Here is a 20,504-nt window from a genome sequence, read left to right as displayed (position 1 = left end):
CTCCCTACTCCCTACTCCCTACTCCCTACTCCCTACTCCCTACTCCCTACTCCCCTTAACCCAGATAGCTTACTTCTTGGTAAACCGCCAAACTCCATCCCAATTCTGTGGCACCCCTTGGGCCATCAACTGGTTAATTCGCTCCACATATAAGGCAGCGGTCTTATCCAAAGGATTCACCATTAACACGTGATTAAAATACTCTAAAGCCTTGTCAAATCCTTGAGTGCGATAACATTCTAAACCTTGTTCAAATTCGAGTTGCGTTTTTGACTTAAATGCCCTAACTGCCTCAGTCTCACCATCCAGCACTTCATAGATGGCAAGGGGTTCATTTCTCCCTTTAACAATTGCTCGATCTAGAAACCGAATTTCATAGTGATTCGGATTGCTCAATTTATCTAAGGTTTGCTGAGAAATTAATAAAGAAACCCCATAGAACTTGGTCAAGCCTTCCAAACGAGCGGTCAAGTTAACATTATCAGAAAAAGCATCCCCCTGCATTCGGAATGTCTCTCCAACCATCCCCACCATCATGTGACCATAGTGGATACCAATCCCTACTTGAATCGGTAAATAACCCTTGGCTTCGCGCTTTTGATTGTATTGGTGGACTTTTTTAAGCTTGGCAATTCCAGCACAGACAGCATCATCAGCGCCATCAGGGAAAATTGCCATCATGCCATCCCCTAGAAATTTGACAATAAAGCCATCGTGATTGCGAATCTCAGGACTCACACGTTTAAGATAGGCATTGACGAAGTCAAAGTTTTCCTTTGGTGTCATACTCTCAGAAATGGTAGTGAAGGAGCGAATATCACTGAACATCACCGCCATTTCTTTACTAACGTGGTCTCCTAACTGGACATGAATTACATTTTCCTTGTGCAGAAAATTAAGATATTCAAATGGGAAAAACCGAGCAAAGGAATTTTTTAGGGTTTCCAGAGTTTCATTGGCTTGAGTCAATTCTTGCTCACGGGCTTTTACCGTTTGAACCATGTGTCGGAAAACTCGTGCTAGTCGTCCTAACTCGTCGCTCCGAGCGGCTACTTCCTTCAGACTTTCTGGCTCAAAGGTATCATTTTCCACAGCAGCGGCTGCTACTGTCACCTTTTCTACCTGTTTTATATACTTTGACTGGCGCAGATTTTCAGCTTTAAGCTGCTCTTCAGCTTCGGTTCGTTTCAGGAAGTTCAAATAGGCTTTGGAATGGTAACGAATACGAGCAATTAGTTCTACCCGATCTGGCAGTTTTACTAAGTAATCATTTGCTCCAAATCCAAAGGCTTTAGCTTTAATTACTGGTTCTTCTTTACTTGAGAGTACAATCAGGGGAATAGGTCTAGTCGGGGAATCCTTAGAGCGCAGAAAACGCACTAACAACAAGCCATCTATCTCCGGCATGACCAAATCTTGTAGAATGACCGTTGGTTGGTACTCCTTAGCTACTTTTAAGGTTTCAGTTGGATCCTGACAATAGCGGAAGATAATATCCTTTTCCGGAGCTAACATGCGGCGGATCGCTTCGCCGATCATGGGCTGATCATCGATAAGTAGGACTTTAATTGGCTCTTGAGTCACCATTTTATTTGTAATGTCCTTGTGCTTTAGCTATCAATCAGATCAGGTACAGCATAGATAAAAACCAATGGGGAACGCTAATTCGTTTAGCAGTTTATCAAATTTTGTTCAATACTCTGGGCAAACTGGGAAAACTATGTCATGCCAAGTGTTATTAATAGTCAGATATTGTTAGTAATTATTATAAGGGAGCAGTGTTGTGCAATAAAAGTGATATTCGACTTGAGCTATATAAATTTAGCTAAGGCTTAAAAGCTAATCCCTTGATTAGGGCAGGTGCGATCGCGTCTAGGGGCAAAATTTCCACCGCCGCCTTCAACTGTGCTGCTGCTTTCGGCATCCCATAAACCACGCAACTGCTTTTATCTTGGGCAATAGTATGCCAACCTTTAGAGCGCAATAGTTTTAGCCCTTCAGCTCCATCTCTACCCATGCCAGTTAACAATACAGCCGTGCCCTTGCGCTTCCAGTACTCGGCTACACTTTTGAAAAAAACATCCACGGAGGGACGGTAGGGATAATTACTAGGTTTGCTGGTGTAGGTTAACCTCAAATTCGATGTTAAACACAGGTGGTCTTTGGTTCCAGCAATCAATACTTTCCCTACTTGCGGACGGCTACCGTCAGACGCTAGTTGGACTACCAAGGGTGTCTGATGATTCAACCACTCCACTAAACCTGAAGCAAACTGCAGATCCACATGCTGGACAATCACAATTGCTGCACTGAAACTTGCTGGTATCCTAGAGAGAATCGTTGCTAGAGCCTTTGGTCCTCCAGTAGAAGCACCAATTGCGATTAAGGGCGGAAGATGGAGTTGGGAATTTCGGGCTGGGGATTTTGAATTTCGGGTGGAAATTCCTATCAGTTTACCAATGGTAGCAATTTTAGTAAGTAGTTCTTGGGCAGCGTCTGGGTTACCGCGAGTGCCCAACACTGGCAGGCTGACAGCATCTAAGGCTCCATATCCAAGGGCTTCAAATACTTTAGATGAATTCTGCTGGATGCTAGCGGTTACCACTAAAATCGCACAGGGAGAATGTTTCATGATCTGGCGAGTTGCCTCAACCCCATCTATTACTGGCATGGTCAAATTCATCAAAATTAAGTCTGGGAGGTCTTTGGCACATTTGGCAATAGCTTCGGCACCATCACTAGCAACCCAAGCTACTTTATACTCTGGAACCACCATCAAGACACGCCGCAGGGTCTCTACTGCCATCATTGAATCATTAACAATTGCTATTTTCATGTCATAAAAATTCTGATTACTTTTTTATAAGGGAGTAGGGAGTAGGGAGTAGGGAGTAGGGAGTAGGAACCCACCCCTAACCCCTCCCAGGAGGGGAAGGGAGTAGGGTGTAGGGTGTAGGGAGTAGGGTGTACTTCATAATTATGATCAACATAAGTATGATTAACGGTATACTCGATTTTATTAATTGGTTAATTCCACCTTACTAATTCATAAGCTTGGCTTCAAACTTTACTATTTAAAATTAACAAGCAAGCCATCCAAACTCACCAATGAATACTCCCTAATCCCCAATTAAGTCAATCACCGCATTCAACAACGAATCATCATGGAAACTACTCTTGGTTAGATAATAATCTGCGCCAGCTTCCAAACCTTGAAGACGGTCTTGTTCGCGGTCTTTATAGGAAATAATAATCACAGGGATTGATTTTAATTTAGCATGGCTTTTAATATGGCTGACTAGCTCAATGCCGTTCATGCGGGGCATATCAATATCACTGATCACTAAATCATAAGGGTTGGTGCGAACAGCGTTCCAACCATCCATGCCATTAACAGCTACTTCCACCTCATAACCTTGGTTTTCCAGTAACTTACGTTCCATTTGCCGCACGGTAATGGAATCATCAACTACTAGAATGCGTTTCGGCTGTTGGATATCAGTATCATCAGTATCACCACTGACTGGGCTCAACTGGAGGCTATTGAGTAGATTATCAATGGAGCGCACTAAATCTGACACATCCAAAATTAGAATCGGGGAACCGTCTCCCATCAAAGCAGCAGCACTGATATCCTGAACTTTGCCCAGCCTCGGATCTAATGGTCGAACCACCAAATCCCGTTCACCTAAAAATTTATCAACTACTAATCCAAAACGGTTCGATTGGTCACTGATGATCACGACTGGTAGGGTTTTAGATGTGATATGAGAGTCATCTAATTCCAATACTTGATGGGCAGCTACCAGTCCAATGTTTTCATCATTAAGGGTAAAATATTGCCGCTTTTCTACTACAGAAATTTCGGTTTTATTTACCATCACAATTTTGTCAATTCGTGCTAATGGGAACGCATAAGGTTCACCATATATATCCACTAATAGGGTACGAATAACTGATAGAGTCAAAGGCAATTGGAAGTGGAAACTCGTTCCTTGCCCTAGTTTAGAGGTAGCTCGCAGGGTGCCACCTACCTGTTGTGCCATAGTCTTGGCAATATCTAAACCAACGCCACGACCAGAAATTTCGGTTACCTGCTTAGCGGTAGAAAATCCCGGCAAAAATAGAAACTCCATCAGCTCATGTTCAGCCAGCTGCGTTGCCATGTCTGGGGTTATCATTTTTTGGCGGACAATTTTTTCCCGCAATTTCTCTGGATCTATGCCTTTGCCATCGTCAGCAACAGTAATCGATAACATCCCACCACGATGAAGGGCTTCCAGTCGCACGGTACCTTGGGCTGGTTTCCCCATTGCTACACGCTTTTGGGGAGGTTCAATACCATGGTCTACAGAGTTACGCAAAATATGAGTTAGTGGTGCTTCTAGTTTCTGTAAAATATCTCGATCTACTGCAGTAGATTTGCCGATAATTTCTAATTTAACTTGTTTATTCAGCTTTCTGGCTATATCCCGAATCATCCGAGGAAAACTCTGTACCCCATCAGCAAAAGGACGCATGTGAGACGCAATCACTTCTCGGTAAAGACGATCCGAAAGATTAGCAGTGCGACGTGCATACAGTTCTAGTTCACTCATGCGATCGCCCAAAATTTCCCGACATTCCTGTTCCTTTTGTCGAGCAACTTTTAGATATTCATCCCCCACTTGATTGACCTGGGATATTGCTAAAGAATCCTGTAATTTTTCCAGGATCTTCGATAATTCCATTTGATGTTTCTTGAGAGTCATCAAAGAATCAGCAAATGGTTGTAGCCAATTCGCCTCCACTAGGGATTCACCGGCTAAACCCATTAACCTATTTAAGTTTTCAGCACTGACTCGCACAACTCTCTCTTTAGCTTCCGGCTTTTTGGCACTATCCAAAGCAATCAATGGTTGCTTGGTTAAATCATTCCCTGGAGTAGATGAGGATTGATTTTCTTTGGCAGCCACTTCGGTTTGAGCCTTGTGGCTAACAGCCTGCTCCAAGGTTTGACTTTCAATCTCTATCGTGGTGTTGTCAGATTCCTGACTAGGTACTTGAGGGGGAGCATCGGTTTGAGCCTGGTGAGTTACTACCTGATCAAGATTTTGCTGCTCAACAGTTTGCTCTTGAGTCTCTATGGCTGTATTCGTACTATCAAGAGTGGAAACTTCGGAAGGAGAATCTATAGCGCTTAGTTTTTCCGACTTCTGTGGCTCGGAGGCATTAGGGGGAGGAGATGGAGATGGCTGCTGTGGGGAGGAGGGTGTAGATTCCGGTGCGAGAATTTTTGCGATCGCTATACTCTGATGTTCAATGGCTTGCCCATGTTCAGACAGCCATTGGTCTAAATTCATTTCACCAACTTGGCTGATTTGTTGGAGGAAATCGACACCTTGTAGCAAGACATCGATGTGATCTGCCTTGAGGGTAATGGTTTTATTCATAGCTGCCACAAAGCAATCCTCCATGGTATGAGCGATGTTAACAGCAGCATCAATTTGGACAATCCGGGCAGCACCTTTAATGGAATGGGCAGCACGCATTAGGGATTCCAATTCTTGGTTGGAGGAAGGATTACTTTCCAGAGCCAATAACTTGTCATTTAATATCGCTGCTTGGCTTTCCACCTCCATGCGGAATAAATCCAACATGGAGAAATTGCTCATATCTTGTCCGCTGTCTGTCATAGGATTTTAGAGTTTAGAGTTTGGATTGATGATCTTTTGTAAGCATTCAGCGGTCAGCGGTCAGCGGTCAGCCGTCAGTTTATTTTATTCAAAAGCTGTTCGCACCTCAAGTAGCTTGGCCATAGACCCAAAGCTGATAGCTGATAGCTGATAGCTGATGCCTGAATGCTTACATAGATAGCACTTTACCCCCATCACCCCATCGGGTTACGTAATCTTCCGATTGAGGGTGTAAAACAATAACTCATCGTCCAAGTAATTCACCTTTTTATCTTGCCAGTTAATTATCCATTTTGTATAAGTATATGTAGCGTTAGAAATAACCGCTGGTACATCGAGTAATTCATTAGCATGAAACCGTTGAACAGTAAAAATTTCATCAACGGGAAAGACCCATCGATTGCCCTCAATTTCCACAACCACCATCCGTTGATACATGACACTACTCACATTGGTTTTGGATTTTAGAGTTAAGGCCTGTTGGATTTTGGATTGCTCGGAACCTGAGTTAGCAGGATTATCTTCCAAACCAAGGAGATTGCTGAGGGAAACGCACATCAGGATTTCCCCACGAATGTTCACGATTCCCAGTAATATCTCATTGCTGCGGTGGGGGATAGTGTGGATAACACAAGGCTGGGTGACTTCTTTGAATAACTTTGCAGACAATGCCAACCATTCTACTCCTAGCCGAAAGATAATTACGGATATGGTTTCCCCTAGTTGTGTCAGAGTACTTTCCCGTTGCGGGACAGATTGGGAAACCAGTAAGTTAGTCCATTCATTAATGTAACCTGGAGGCGGTTCACGTTCAAGCAAGCCGCGCCCTGCTAAAGAGTAAACCGGACAGTTGCGGCAATGAATGAAGGTTTTTAATTCTGAGCAGGAGCGATCGCCTGTCACTCCGATTTGGTTCCAACAATCGTTAAAAATTGGTTTATTACTTGTTTTATATTGCATTATATTAGTTTGGGCTTGGTTAAAAATAGATTTTTTGAGGTAATTAATATTTTTTTGTTTGTAAGTTTAAAAACTATAGTTTACACATTTAATTAATTTAGCAATGCCATACTTACAATAGTATTATACGAATATATAGCAATCCTAAATCAATTGAGAGAATGTTTGTTCCCTGTTCCCTACTTCCTGCTCCCTGTTCCCTGTTCCCTGCTCCCTGCTCCCTGTTCCCTGCTCCCTGTTCCCTGTTCCCTTTAGTAAATTCCAATTTAATCCTTAATACTTCATAATTTATTGCTTAGGTAATTTCAACTTGACAATATCACTCTGGAAGCCTTGTGCTGTAGTCTCCAATTGTTCCAAAGCAGTATTCGTATCCTTGAGGGAGTATACAGTTTGTTGGGATGCAGTACTCAGTTGAGCCATCGCTTCGCTAATTTGCTGTGCTCCTAGGGATTGCTCTTCCATGCTTTGACTGACCACTTCAAACTGTGGTGTGAGGCTTTGTACCTCCTGGATCACCTGGGCAATTTGCTCACTGATATTACCCACATTTTCGACACTATTCCCCACGTCTTTGCTAAATTTATCCATTTTCATAACCCCAGTAGATACAGCAGATTGCATCTGGTTAATCATCTGTTCAATTTCTAAGGTTGCTACTGCCGTTTGGTCAGCCAGCCGACGAATTTCCCGAGCAACAACGGCAAATCCAGCGCCATACTCTCCCGCTTTCTCCGCTTCAATAGCAGCGTTAAGGGATAGTAAATTCGTCTGATCTGCTACCTTAGTAATGGTGATTACCACGCTATTAATGTTATTAGCTTTTTCACTCATCACCCCCAATTGTTGGGAAATAGATCTGGTAGCTTCTATCAACAGACGCATACTTTTCTCCATCTGTTCTAAGTCTTGTTGACTCTGGCTAGCCCCGTGAGCAGTACGGTGAACCAGCTGAGCAACTTGATCCATAGTTTTAACTAATTCCTCAGAAGTTGCTGCAATTGTTTGGGCAGTTGCTGTCACTTGGTTAGTCGAGGCTAGCTGTTCAGTTACTGTTGCTTCTAATTGCTTGCCAGAGGCAGCCATCTGTTTGGTTGATCTAGTAATTTGGAAACCAGACTGCTGCACTTTAGACATAAGTGAACTAAGGTTTATGGTCATGAATTTGAGAGTTTTCAGTAACTGACCAATCTCATCATCAGAGGTGAACTCTACTTGGGGTGTGAGATTACCACCGGATATCTCTTTGGCTATGGCGACTGCTTTGTTTAAAGAGTTGACAATATCACGGATGATAACTATCCCTAGAATTACAGCTGTAACAATGCTGATCATACAGACAGTTAAGACAATATTGATCAGAGTTTGACTGTTTCGATGTAGAGTCTGCATCTCTTCCATATGGTCTATCATATGCTCAGAATTCATGTGATCCTGTTCAGTCATCTCAGCGATATCGGCTGATAACTTTGATAGTCCGATCCAATTGATGGCAACACTCACCAACACAATACAGCCACAAAAGCTTAGCAAGCCTATAAGTTTTGTTTGAATCTTCATTGTGATTAGGGATTAGTGATTAATAATTAAGCATTATAAATTAAGCATTAGGGATTAAGTATTAATCCAATAATTTTATAATACAGACATAAATTATTATGATTTTATGGGTAAGCTAATGTTAATTTAATTTCCCTACTTCCTGTATTGGGGAAAAACCGTAAATACCTCTGACCATCTCCTCATTCGCTCCTCAGTAGATACCCCATTACCCCAATCTCTCTAGCAATAATCAATGAAATTGGTATTACTGGTAGACTTTAAAAACTGAAATTTCTGATTTTAATCCTTGGGCAGCATCATCCAATCGTTCCAAAGCACTATTGGTATCCCGTAGGGAGTCAGAGGTGTGCTGGGAAGATTCACTTAAGTGTTCTATGGCTACTCTGATTTCCTGTGCGCTTTCAGCTTGCTCCTCCATCCGTTGACTCACCAGATCAAAGCGAGGGGTAATTGTCTTCACTTGCAGGATCACTTCAGCGATTTGCTCACTGATCTTGCCCACATCGTCTACACTAGTACTAACTTGTTGCTTAAACTTATCCATTGCCATTACCCCAGTGGCTACAGCGGATTGCATTTCTTTGACCATGGTCTCAATTTCCAAGGTCGCCACTGCAGTCTGGTCAGCCAGCCGACGAATTTCCCGAGCAACAACACCAAACCCAGCCCCATACTCTCCCGCTTTCTCAGCTTCAATGGCAGCGTTGAGAGATAGTAAATTGGTCTGATCTGCTACTTTGGTAATCGTGCTGACAACACTATTGATGGTATCAGCTTTGTCATGAATTACCCCTAGTTTAGTGGTAATGGCAACAGTGGCTTCAGTTAATTCACCCATGGTGGTTTCCATGTGGCGGATGTTGGATTGGCTGTTGTCAGCCGCAACAGCCGTTTGTTCGGAGACACTAGCTACCTCTTTCATGGTGCTGACCAATTCCGATGAGGTAGCTGCAATCTGTTGGGTTGTAGCGACAACCTGGTGAGTGGATGCGACCTGTTTGGTGATGGTTGCCTGTAGTTGTTGACCTGCAGCAGCAATTTGGGTGGTTGAGGCGGTAATCTGGATACCAGACTGCTGGACTTTACCAATTAAAGAACTCAAATTTTGGGTCATGGTACCGATGGATACCAGTAAATCCCCGATCTCATCTTCATTGTTAGCAGGGATTTCCACTTGGGGAGTCAAATCTCCACTAGAGACTTGTTTGGCATAGTTTGAAAGTTGGGTAAGCTGGTGAGAAATTTTGTTCACCAGTAAGTAAGCCACGGCAATGCTGGCTAAAAAAATCAACGATACGATGTAGATCTGATTTAGAATAGCCGTGCGAAGTTGAGCAAAGATAATTTCTCGATCCATTCCCACATGGACATATCCAGCTACCCCAGCTAGAATCGGTGCAGATATATCGGTGAAGCTCCCCATCCCCTGAATTGCTAGATTCTTGAATTCTATCTCTTCGCTGACAGACCGGGTGGCTCGGTATCTCCCCTTGCCCATCTTCCTGACTTCTTTAGGGATGGTGGGAACAAAGGTATGGGCAACGATTTCCCCATTTTCAGCCACAATAAAGGCATAAGCAACCCCCTTAATCTCAATAAACTGGTCTATGGCTGCCTGAAGGGTTGAGGCATCTCTGTATAGGAGTAGATCGAGGCTAGACTTAGCTAAACTTTTTGCGATCGCAGTCCCTTTGCTTTTATACTCACTAGTCAGGTTTTTGTGTAGAGTCCAGCCAGATAAGGTAGATGTGGTCACGATAACGAACCCAAACAGAATTATTTCTCCAATCAGGGTTTTTTGAAATAGCTTTGACATCTTCATTTAATGGTTTTTAATACATCTTCATTTTTCCCACCTTTCCCAGCTGTCTAGCGGTACAAATTCACCTTGCTCAACAGTAGTGTAATAGACATTATTGAGTCCCTGATTTCTAAAAGCACTAAATGAGACTGGCGCATTAATCCCTAAGTCAAGGTTCTTGACCTTCTCAACCGCCTGTCTGAGCTGAGCCTTGTCAACCTTATCCCCCATCATTTGTAGAATCACCACTAGGAGTTTGGCATTCAGAAACCCTTCCAGACTAACAAAGCTATACCTAAGGGGTTTGTATCCTGCCGAGCTGAAATTCCTCGGAGCCATGGGGTTATATTGATCCATCAATGCTCGATACTCACTTACAGCAGGTAAGGAGGTGTCATTGTAACTCGGTACCACTTGCGAATTCATCAGATTTGTAGTATAATCTATACCAGTTTTAACACCAGTTTTTAGCAACAAATTCAGCAAACTCTCGCTCCCCACAAACGAGATATTAGCAATCGGCACATTCCAGCCAGCATCCCTAGCATCTCGAATAAATCCTGCACAAGCCCCATAGGAGCCAATAGAAATCACAGCGTCGGGATTGGCAGCTCTGAGAATATTTACCTGACGTTTTAGGCTCTGGGAATAGGAGGTTCCTCGACGATAGGTGGCTTCCCCAACCATAGTGAGACCATACTTAGCCAAGGCTCTCCTTACACCATCCCATCCACTTCTACCATAGGCATCAATCTGATAAAATACCGCAATTCGTGGTCTATTAATTTTGACAAAGTTATCAACTAATCCTTCAGTTTCCTGACGGTAGGAAGCTCTAAGATTAAAAGCAAATTGCTCGTAAGGCGCTTCTCTTTGGGGTTGAGCCCCTGTAAACGGAAAGAAGAGATAGGTTTGTCTGTCACTATAATTTTTCAGCAGTGGCAGGACTCTAGTCACTGTGGGAGTGCCGACATAATCAAAGAGTAGAAATACATCATCATTTTCAATCAACTTAATGGTGTTTTGAATCGCCCTAGTGGGATTGTATGCATCATCATAGGCCTGAATCACAATTTGTTTCCCATTGATACCGCCTTGGCGATTGATATCTTCTATATAAGCCATTGAGCCTCTATACAGTTCAATGCCCAAACTTCTAGATGCTCCTGTAAATGCAGCAGACATTCCCAACACAATATCAGGCTCTTGGCTCTTCCCTGAGAAACCTGATCCCAAAACAAGCAATAGAGATAAAAATAGAGATAAAATAATTAGACCCAGAAGCTTTAACTGATTGGAAATGTGTTTGCTTAACATATAGCGGTTTCCGTGTAGGTTAAGTTAGGATACTAACTACTAACTACTGACTACTGACTACTGACTACTTGTTGTTATTGTAATTAACGCGGGTGCCAAACCACTATATCCTATATCCTATGCGATCGCTATTCTTAAACTATCAGCGATCAGCATCTTTACGGTTGTCCAGAACTACTTATATCTTCGTCTCCAGAGCCTTTTCCCTACGTTTTTCGTGATTAAAAAGCTGAAGGCTGACGGCTGACGGCTTACGTCTAAACTTGGAACACTGAAACTTCTGTTTGTAATCCTTGGGCAGTATCATCCAATCTTGCCAGAGCATTATTCGTATCTCTTAGAGAATCAGCCGTTTGTTGTGAGGCTTCGCTTAATTGAACCATCGCCTCGCTAATTTGTTGAGCACTTTCCGATTGGTCTTCCACACTTTGATTCACCATCTCAAACTGGGGAGTTAGGCTCTGCACTTGCTCAATTACTTTAGCAATTTGTTCACTAATCTTGCCGACATTTTCGACACTAGTACTGACATCTTTGCTAAATTTATCCATTTCCATCACCCCAGTTGACACCGCTGATTGCATCTCTTTTACCATGGTCTCAATTTCTAGGGTAGCCACTGCCGTTTGGTCAGCTAGCCGCCGAATTTCCCGAGCCACAACCGCAAAACCCGCCCCATACTCTCCCGCTTTCTCCGCTTCAATGGCAGCGTTGAGGGATAGTAAATTAGTCTGATCGGCTACTTTAGTAATAGTGGTGACAACGCTACTGATATTATTGGCTTTTTCATTCATCACCCCCAGTTTGGCAGAAATAGAACTAGTAGCATTGGCTAAGTGACGCATGGTACTTTCCATACGCATCAGGTCTTGTTGACCATGGCTAGCGCTATCAGCAGTAATTTGAGACAGCTGAGCGAGTTGCTCCATAGTTTGAACTAATTCCCCAGAGGTATTGGCAATTTCTTGAGCTGTGCTTGTCACTTCGTTGGTGGAGGCTAATTGTTCGGTCATGGTTGCTTCTAATTGCTTACCAGAGGCAGCAATTTGGGTAGTGGAGCTAGTCATTTGGATACCAGACTGTTGCACCTTATAGATCAATGAATTGAGGTTTTCAGTCATCTTTTTGAGAGATTCCAGTAATTGTCCAATCTCATCCGTTGAGGTAATTTCTACCTTGGTACTCAGATTACCAGCCGAAACTTCTTCTGCTATATCTACTGCTTTGTTTAACGAATTAACGATATCGCGGGTGACAAAAATTCCAAACCCTAGAGTAGCCCCAATAATTAAAATGAAAGCAATCAGTACGATGTTGATTGTACGTTTTTGGTCTTCTTTAGCAAGATTCGCTGAGTTTTGAGATAATGTAATAGCTCGCTGCAAGAGACTCCTCATTTCTGCTTTCAGTTCTTCTGCGGACTTTTCCATCCGTTCTGCAGCAAATTCCGCTTGATCGGGTTGATTGTTAACAAGTAAACTGAACGCTGCCTCAGATTTATTACCATAACGATCATGCATTATTTTATATAACTCTAATTCAGATTTAAAATCTGACCAGTATTCTTTTTGCTGATTACTTAAGGCTTTTTGGATTTCACGTGTGAGGATGTTATCAACTTTTCTAAGAGCGTCGTCCACTAATCCATCCCTTCGGTTGAACTCCGCTCTGGCTTCACTAAATGTGTTTCTAGCAGTGGCGCTTTCTGCATATCGGTAATTAAATCGAAAAGCCCGTTGAAAATTAACCCTCTGAGCAAGTTGACTTTCTTGCATTTCCGTCATGTGCTGGATAAGGGGGAGATATTCTTCAGCTATCTTACCAATTTCAGCCGCTAACTTTGACAGTTCTATCCAGGTAATTCCCCCTCCTAAAAGTATGGTCAAACTAGAGAATATTAGTAGACCTAGTAGTTTAGTTGCAATTTTCATTTAATTCCAAGTAGCCTCTGTTGCTATTGACTTTTTAGGTTTTGTAGTCGTTGAATTCGCTGTCGGATTACCGTAGCTTTAGCCAGATCCCCACGATTTTCTTGAAGTAAAGCCAGATGAAAGAGTGCTTCGTAGTAATTCGGTTTCAGGTAAACTGCTTTCTGGAAGCATTGCTCAGCCTGCTCGTCATTGTCCAAGGCCTGATGCACTTCTCCGAGTAACACATAAGCCTCAGCACTAGTCAAATTTTGACTTAGGTAAGTTTGGCACAGTGTCGCCGCTTCCTCCAAACTTCCTTGATTGGCTAATCTCCTGGCTTTTTCAAGCAAGGATTCTTGTCCCTTTTCAAGCTCCCTTTGTAAGCAGGATTGTTTGATTCCTTTAGACTGTCGATTAACCAGAGCAGAGGGCGGTGAGGAGGATGAAGGGCAGCAGGTGGGTGAGGGGAGGTAAGAGAGGGAAGATGATGTGGTTTGGCCTTCCTGGTCTTGCCCCTTGTCCTTTTCCTGTCTTGGATACAGAGAATTGATCAGGGTCACTGGGGACTTATGAGTCGGGAGTGACGATGAGGTTTCCCAATTTCTCCTGCGCCCCTGTTGAGAGTCCCTGGTCTGGGGTTGTCTAAGATGTTTCACCTTCTGATAGGCAAAAGCAAAGGGACAGCGAACGGACACAAATCGATTGGTAGTTATTACTCCTGTTTCAGCAGACCCCACAAACAGCAAACCTTTAGGAATTAATAAACGATCTAAGAGTTCTATAGCACGGAACCGGGAAGATTTATCCAAATAAATCAATAAATTGCGGCAGAATATAATGTCATAGTTGCTCTGAGCCAAGCCCAAGGGGTCTAGGATATTACCATGCTTGAAATTAACGGTATTGCGCACCAACGGACATAATTCATAACCATCTGCTGTTTGCTTAAAATACCGTTTCTGTTGCTGTAGTTGGTTCCCCCGGAAGGAATTCCTGCTGTAGATAGCACGTCGAGCTTTGCCCAATGCTTCCTTGCTGATATCAATAGCATCGACTCGAAACTGATTAGGAGTCAAACCCGCATCCAGCAAGGTCATAGCAATGGAGTAAGGTTCTTCTCCTGTAGAACAGGGTATACTTAACACCCGCAGGATGGGGTGGTTGGGGTTGGGCAACCACTCAGATATGACGTAACGACTCAGAAACCCAAAGGGTTTTCTGTCCCGAAAAAACCAAGTCTCTAAGACAACGACCGTTTCAATCAGTGCTTCGAGTTCTTGAGGTGAGGTTTGCAGTTGTTGCAGATACGTTTGCTGATCCGGTAAGCCACAAGCCAATCGTCTGGTTTCTATCGCTCTAGCAATCTGCCTAGAACCAATAGTACTGCCATCCAAACCGATTTTTTTTCTCAGCAAAGCCTCAATAGTCGCCTGAATCATTACTATTAGTTAGTTAGTTGTTAGTTAGTTGGTTGGTAGTTTTTAATTTTCTGCTCCAGGTAATAAGTATATCTGTTGGGACTCCGATAACAAATACTCTAGCCGAATTCGTTGGATCATGCCTTTTTCATCCATAATCATTTCTCCTAAATAAGGAGCGTCATTTATTTGAACTCCGGCGACCCACTCAGTATCTGGTTTGTTTAAGGTTTCTGTGATTCTTTCTGACATCAAACCGATGCAGTAATGAGTATTATTTTTAGCAACATAATTGACCATTATAATCCGCGTGCTTAAGTGGGAGCGGCTGGGAGTACCTTGAATTAAATGGCACAGATCGATGACTGGCACAATTGCACCTCGGTAGTTAAACAAACCAGCTATATAGTCAGGAGCTTGGTGTATTTTTCGGAGGTTTACTCTGGGAATTACCTCCACGACCTGAGAACTATCCAGGGCATAAAGGTCATTTCCTACATAAAAAATCAACATTAACATCGGTTAATTGGTAGTAATTTATATAACAATCGTGCTAAAAGTATTGTTTTGAAGTGATAGGGGATAGTCTTTTCTTCTTTATTTAACATCATTGAGCCTCTAAATTTCTGAGTGCTCAAACCCCTAATTAGCTCTGAACTAGATTATGAAGTAAATGTCAAGTAATGGTCACAATGTGACGATCATCTAATTTTTATGAAAAAAATATGAAATTAAAGTGAAAAAAATGTGAACTCAACCAGGCTAATACCAATTCGGGACATTACGGCTACACATCAATTTGATCCATCTCGCCAGAGGCTAGACCGGCTTTTGCACAAGTGGCTCCGTTGGACTTGGAGCAAGCAGATTGACCCTAGCCTGCTACAGGGGATCTACTGAGTATCCAAGACCTTCACTATCAGTTCACTCTTAAGCGCGGCTATAACCATTGCGTGCAGTGCAATATTTTCAGGAATAAGGCCAAGGCCTTTGGGCCACGCTGCGCGAATGGCCACGCTACGCGATCGGCTTAGTTTGCCCCCTCTTACCTGAAATCCATATCTGTCAAGGGATTTCAGGTCTTAAGATTTACGTTATAAATTAGCTCTTCAGTGGTTTAATTATATTAAACTTAAGAGTTGTTCGCGTAGCGCATTAGCTGTTCGCGTAGCGTGGCCATTCGCGTAGCGTGGCCATAGGCCAAGGCCTTTAGCTGACCGCTACATGGTGACAATTTGATTGACTAATAAATAACTGAATTATGGCTTTGATTTTTGAATGGCTTAGCAAAGTCTGGAACATCGTCTCGAAGGTGTTTACCACCAAACTGTTTCAGCTGGGCACCCAAGAGTTGTCTCTGATTATGATAGTCCAACTCATAGTAATGGCTATCATTACCTTATATATAGCTCGTAAACTTCAGGACGTGATTAAGCGTCGGGTGCTAACTCGCTTCGGGTTAGATCGTGGGACTCGCGAAGCATTGTCCTCCCTGATCGGCTATGTTCTAACTGTCTTAGGATTTTTGATTGTTCTGCAAACGGCTGGGATTAACCTCAGTTCCCTAACTGTTTTTGCAGGGGCAATGGGTATTGGTTTAGGCTTCGGACTTCAGAATTTAACCGCCAACTTTATCAGTGGTCTGGCAATTCTGTTTGAAAAACCAATTAAGGTGGGAGACTATGTCAAAGTTGATGACTTGTCAGGAACTGTAGAAAAAATCTCGATTCGCTCCACTACTATCCGCACCAATGATGGGGTATTTGTTATTGTTCCGAATACTAGTTTCCTGGAAAACAATGTGGTTAACTGGAGTTATCAAGATCCCAGAGCTAGGCTCAGAATTCCTGTTGACGTTCCCGATGAAAGCGATCCAGTCATCGTCACAGAGGTACTGTTAGAAGCGGCTCGCAAAGAGCCAGAAGTTTTACCATCCCCTGCTCCTGAAGTATATTTTAAAGGGTTTGGAGACGGGATGGATTTTGAACTCTTAGTATGGATCGACAATCCACCAAACATGGAATCAATTCAGAGTAGTTTGTATTATCTGATAGAAGAACAACTTCGTGAGCAGGGAATCGAGCATGCCGAGCCTCAGAGAGACCTGTATATCCGAAATCTGAAGGACTTAGAATTTCTGGTAAAAACACCTCAACAAACACCTCAAGAAACTGGTGGTGCTAACGGCTCATATTCTCAAGAAGAATCCTTCTCTAACAAAGCTGTACCCGCTGCCAAAAAAAACAAAGTAAAAGCAAACTCTAGAGGAAAATTGACCCTGCGGGATCTCTTGCGGCAGGTGACTTACTTTGAAAAGTGTAGCGATAGCGAGCTGCGACATATAATTCAGCAAGGATATCGTCAAATGCTCAAAGCAGGGGATATAATCTGTGAAGAAAACGACCCAGGGGATTCATTTTATATTATTCTATCTGGCTTAGTTGAAGTTTTTGTGGAATCAATCGGAAAACGGGTTGCCACCCGCAAGCCAGGGGAATTTATTGGAGAGATGTCTTTGCTTATGGGTACCCCCCGTACTGCTACCCTTCGCACCCTAGAAGACACGATTCTGTTTGTGGTAGACCGAGAAAATTTAAAGAGTCTTTTGGAAAAGCACAAAGATTTAGCTGACCAAATTTCCGAAGAATTATCGAAACGTAAGGAGACCCTAGAGCAATTAGGAATAACGGTAGGTGGAACACAAGAAAACGATACTAGTACCAATCAGATTCGCCAACACCTTCAATCGATATTTGGGATTTGACAGGTTTGTTGGTAATGATTTGACAGCTGGGTTTCAAAGTTTGGGTGCATCGCGCTGTATCGCTTTTGCAATTAGGCAAAAATTCTAATAAAATTGCAACACTTCCAATACTTCCAATACTTCCCCTTGTGTGTTAGAAATATAAGATGCACCCTTGCTATTTCTGGGTAAACCGCCACACCCCATCCCAATTCTGGGGTACCCCTTGCACCATTAATTGATTAATTCGCTCTACATACAATAATGCTGTCTTATCCTTAGGATTGACAGCTAACACTTGATTAAAACACGCTTTAGCTTTTTCAAATTCTTGAGTTCGGTAGTACTCTATAGCTAGCTGAAATTCTGACTGGGTTGTTAACTTTAATTCCCTGAATTTTTCAGGCTCTCCTTCCAAGACTTCATAAACAGCAATTGGTTCATTTTTTCCTTTAACAATTGCTCGATCGAGAAACCGAATCTGGTATTGATTAGGATTCCTCAATTGCTCTAAAGCTTGCTCGGAGATTAACAAAGACACGCCATAAAACTTAGTTAATCCTTCTAAACGAGCAGTTAAGTTTACATTATCGGAAAAAGCATCCCCTTGCATCCGAAATGTCTCTCCTACCATTCCCACCATCATCTGACCCACATGAATGCCAATGCCTACTTTAATTGGTAGATAGCCTTTGGCAATACGTCTGTGATTGTATTCTTCCACTCTGATTTGCTTGGCAATTGCCGCTGCTACTGCCTCATCGGTGCCATCAGGGAAAACAGCCATAATACCATCTCCGAGAAACTTGACGATAAAGCCGTTTTGATTGCGAATCTCGGGACTGACACGCTTGAGGTAAGCATTAACAAAGTCGAAGTTTTCCTTCGGGGTCATGGTTTCTGAAAGGGTAGTGAAAGAGCGAATATCTGAGAACATGACCGCCATTTCTTTACTGACGTGGTTGCCCAGGTCTACATCAAGAATAGTTTCTTTTTGAAGAAAATTAAGATATTCAAAGGGAACAAATCTGCTATAGGACGTATTGGTTTTTTCTAATTGCAGGTGAGCTTCTTGCAATAGTTTATGTTGTTTTTCTAATTCCCGATAGGACTGTTTGAGGTTGTTCCAAAGTGTGGTACTAATACTGACAACTGCAGCACTGACAACGGTAAACAAGGGTGTAAATACGGGAATCAACCAGCCAGATAAAAAGGCAATATAGGAACTGGTAATAATAATAACTCCGGCTATAAGGGTGCCAACTCCAGTTACCCATCGCCTACGGACATACATGGCTCCAAGGGTAGCACTATATCCAGACCAGAACACTATCCATAGCCAATTAAGGGATTTGACTGATGCTCGAAGCATGGGACGACCTTCATTAGCTGCACTCAAAATCTGGCTGCTGATATTGCCGTGAATTGCTATACCTGGTATTAATTCAGTGGGAGTTAGTAAGGTACTATTGTAGGGAGTGAGGTGATTGTCATTGAGACTTGGGGCTTTTGCCCCCAACAAGACAATGCGATCGCCCATCAAATTTGGGGGAATGCGATTGTCGAGAACATCAGTCATCGAGATAGTCAAAAAGCTCTCCTCACCGCCCCGATAGTTCAATAATATTTGGTATCCTCCCATCTCTGCTTTACTGTACTCTCCATCATTACTGGAGAGGGGGACAAACTTGGCTTTACCTAAACCGTATATCTTTTTATCGGGATTGATCGGCTCAAGTTTAATACCGTCTTGTGCCAAATACATTAGCGCTAGTTTCACACCAAGTCCTTGCCTACGGGTACCATCAGGTTTGCCCAGGAGAATGATCCCTCGCCGGATTTTGCTATCCCCATCCATGAGGAAGTCGTTAGCTGCTACCTGACTCAATTTATCCAGCACTGGTGGCGGTGCAATGGGGTTGCCAGCAATTTTCTCAATTCCGATTACATTTGGGGTAGACTTAAACACCTCTACCAGTTCATCATGTCCAGGTTCAACCACTAGGTCTCGATAAATATCAATTCCAATCGCTCTTGGTTGCTGGGCTTTGATATTCCGAATTAGCTGAGCCATAACCCGATCTGACATGGGCCATTGCTTAACATATTTGATATCGGGTTCATCAATGGTAACAAGGACAATGCGCTCGTCAACAGATTCTTTTGGACGCAGGCGAAATAATTGGTCTTGGCTTGCCCATTCCAGCATCCGAAACAGTCCAGCATTGCTTCCTAAAATCACCAATCCTGCTATACTCGGCGCGATTAAGAGGACTGTTTCCCACTGTTTAATCTGTTGTTTTATGGTTTGCCACATTTGGCTTTAATGTTGGTTATTTTGTTGAGGTTGTGTGTTTATAGTATTCCCCTTTGAATTCTGAAAATACTCGCGCTTGGGACAGGCAAGAGGCAAGAGGCAAGAGGCAAGATTTAATATCCCTATTACCTATTGCTAGCATGCCTCTTGCCTTAAACGGATAAGCAATATCCCTCAAACGTTGCTGAGAATTGCTATATCAAAGGGCGATTAGTTGGCTAGCTAATCCCTTAAACTGACAACTTCTCAAGAATTACAACTGCTCTGCCATCGGCTGAGATGCGATCGCATCCAGTCCCACTTGTTTGAGTAAATCTTTCCACTCATTGGCCAGGGTTGTATTGTCAGGCTCCAACCGTTGAGCAGTCACTAAAACCTCTAGGGTGTCGTACCATATTCCCGCCTTAGCATATTCAGTAGCCAACGCGATCGCGGACTTGGATAATCCTTGGTCACTCACCGTTGAGTTTACCCGTTTAACCCACCCACTTACTGAATAATTATCAGGTCGCAGGATACCGTCTGGTTCAATGGGTGCCAAGTACCAGAGGTAGTTTTGACCAATCTTTAATTCTGGTGCTGCTTCTGGTAGGGTAATACTAATCACTCCTTGCTGGCCAGAACTTTTGAAGGTTGTGTGATAATGGGAATTACCCTGTTCATCTTGCAAACTGAAAAAAACCTCAGTTGCTCCCAGGGGGGGCATATAAACAAATAGAGTTGGACGGGGTGATACGGTGTACCCGTATTTTGTGGGTGGAAGCAATGCGGTTAGGGGGAGTTTACTACCTCTCGAACCC

The 20,504-nt window shown here is 43.0% G+C and carries 13 protein-coding genes; 1 reads left to right on the top strand and 12 read right to left on the bottom strand.

The features are described from left to right. Positions 1-69: 69 nt before the first annotated feature. From AC4II3_RS07595 to AC4II3_RS07550, 10 genes are all read right to left on the bottom strand, one after another. Positions 70-1,587: an adenylate/guanylate cyclase domain-containing protein gene (locus AC4II3_RS07595; RefSeq protein ID WP_488008890.1), complete on the bottom strand. Its 1,518-nt coding sequence runs from the start codon at positions 1,585-1,587 to the stop codon at positions 70-72. Positions 1,588-1,825: 238 nt separating this feature from the next. Further along, complete coding sequence (locus tag AC4II3_RS07590) at positions 1,826-2,836, bottom strand: chemotaxis-specific protein-glutamate methyltransferase CheB (RefSeq protein ID WP_488008892.1); 1,011 nt, start codon at positions 2,834-2,836, stop codon at positions 1,826-1,828. 283 nt (positions 2,837-3,119) lie between these two features. Continuing rightward, positions 3,120-5,675: a response regulator gene (locus tag AC4II3_RS07585; protein ID WP_488008894.1), complete on the bottom strand. Its 2,556-nt coding sequence runs from the start codon at positions 5,673-5,675 to the stop codon at positions 3,120-3,122. A gap of 207 nt (positions 5,676-5,882) precedes the next feature. Then, entirely contained in the window at positions 5,883-6,635 is a 753-nt protein-coding gene (locus tag AC4II3_RS07580) for a chemotaxis protein CheW (RefSeq protein ID WP_488008896.1), read from the bottom strand. Between the two features lie 288 nt (positions 6,636-6,923). Further along, the gene (locus tag AC4II3_RS07575) at positions 6,924-8,195 is read right to left on the bottom strand and encodes a methyl-accepting chemotaxis protein (RefSeq protein ID WP_488008898.1); all 1,272 of its coding nucleotides are present in this window, start codon (positions 8,193-8,195) and stop codon (positions 6,924-6,926) included. Positions 8,196-8,442: 247 nt separating this feature from the next. Next, positions 8,443-10,014 carry a methyl-accepting chemotaxis protein gene (locus AC4II3_RS07570; RefSeq protein ID WP_488008900.1) on the bottom strand — a complete coding sequence of 524 codons (1,572 nt, stop codon included), beginning with the start codon at positions 10,012-10,014 and terminating at the stop codon, positions 8,443-8,445. A gap of 27 nt (positions 10,015-10,041) precedes the next feature. Then, positions 10,042-11,316, bottom strand: a complete 1,275-nt coding sequence (locus tag AC4II3_RS07565; RefSeq protein WP_488008902.1) for an ABC transporter substrate-binding protein — start codon at positions 11,314-11,316, stop codon at positions 10,042-10,044. Between the two features lie 257 nt (positions 11,317-11,573). Then, positions 11,574-13,247 carry a methyl-accepting chemotaxis protein gene (locus AC4II3_RS07560; RefSeq protein ID WP_488008904.1) on the bottom strand — a complete coding sequence of 558 codons (1,674 nt, stop codon included), beginning with the start codon at positions 13,245-13,247 and terminating at the stop codon, positions 11,574-11,576. Between the two features lie 23 nt (positions 13,248-13,270). Next, positions 13,271-14,665 carry a CheR family methyltransferase gene (locus AC4II3_RS07555; protein ID WP_488008906.1) on the bottom strand — a complete coding sequence of 465 codons (1,395 nt, stop codon included), beginning with the start codon at positions 14,663-14,665 and terminating at the stop codon, positions 13,271-13,273. 42 nt (positions 14,666-14,707) lie between these two features. Further along, positions 14,708-15,163 (bottom strand): chemotaxis protein CheW, encoded by a 456-nt coding sequence (locus AC4II3_RS07550; protein WP_488008908.1) that lies wholly within the window; start codon positions 15,161-15,163, stop codon positions 14,708-14,710. 742 nt (positions 15,164-15,905) lie between these two features. Between AC4II3_RS07550 and AC4II3_RS07545 the strand changes: the two genes are divergently transcribed. Next, positions 15,906-17,408 carry a mechanosensitive ion channel domain-containing protein gene (locus AC4II3_RS07545; protein ID WP_488008910.1) on the top strand — a complete coding sequence of 501 codons (1,503 nt, stop codon included), beginning with the start codon at positions 15,906-15,908 and terminating at the stop codon, positions 17,406-17,408. A 157-nt stretch (positions 17,409-17,565) separates the two neighbouring features. Here AC4II3_RS07545 and AC4II3_RS07540 read toward each other — a convergent pair whose 3' ends face one another. Both AC4II3_RS07540 and AC4II3_RS07535 read right to left on the bottom strand, forming a co-directional pair. Next, positions 17,566-19,704 (bottom strand): CHASE2 domain-containing protein, encoded by a 2,139-nt coding sequence (locus tag AC4II3_RS07540; protein WP_488008912.1) that lies wholly within the window; start codon positions 19,702-19,704, stop codon positions 17,566-17,568. A 253-nt stretch (positions 19,705-19,957) separates the two neighbouring features. Then, the coding region (locus tag AC4II3_RS07535) for a DUF928 domain-containing protein (protein ID WP_490722798.1) at positions 19,958-20,504 on the bottom strand (547 nt) is incomplete at its 5' end.

It is taken from the genome of Moorena sp. (genome assembly GCF_982860115.1).
This window is presented reverse-complemented; position numbering and strand designations above follow the sequence as displayed.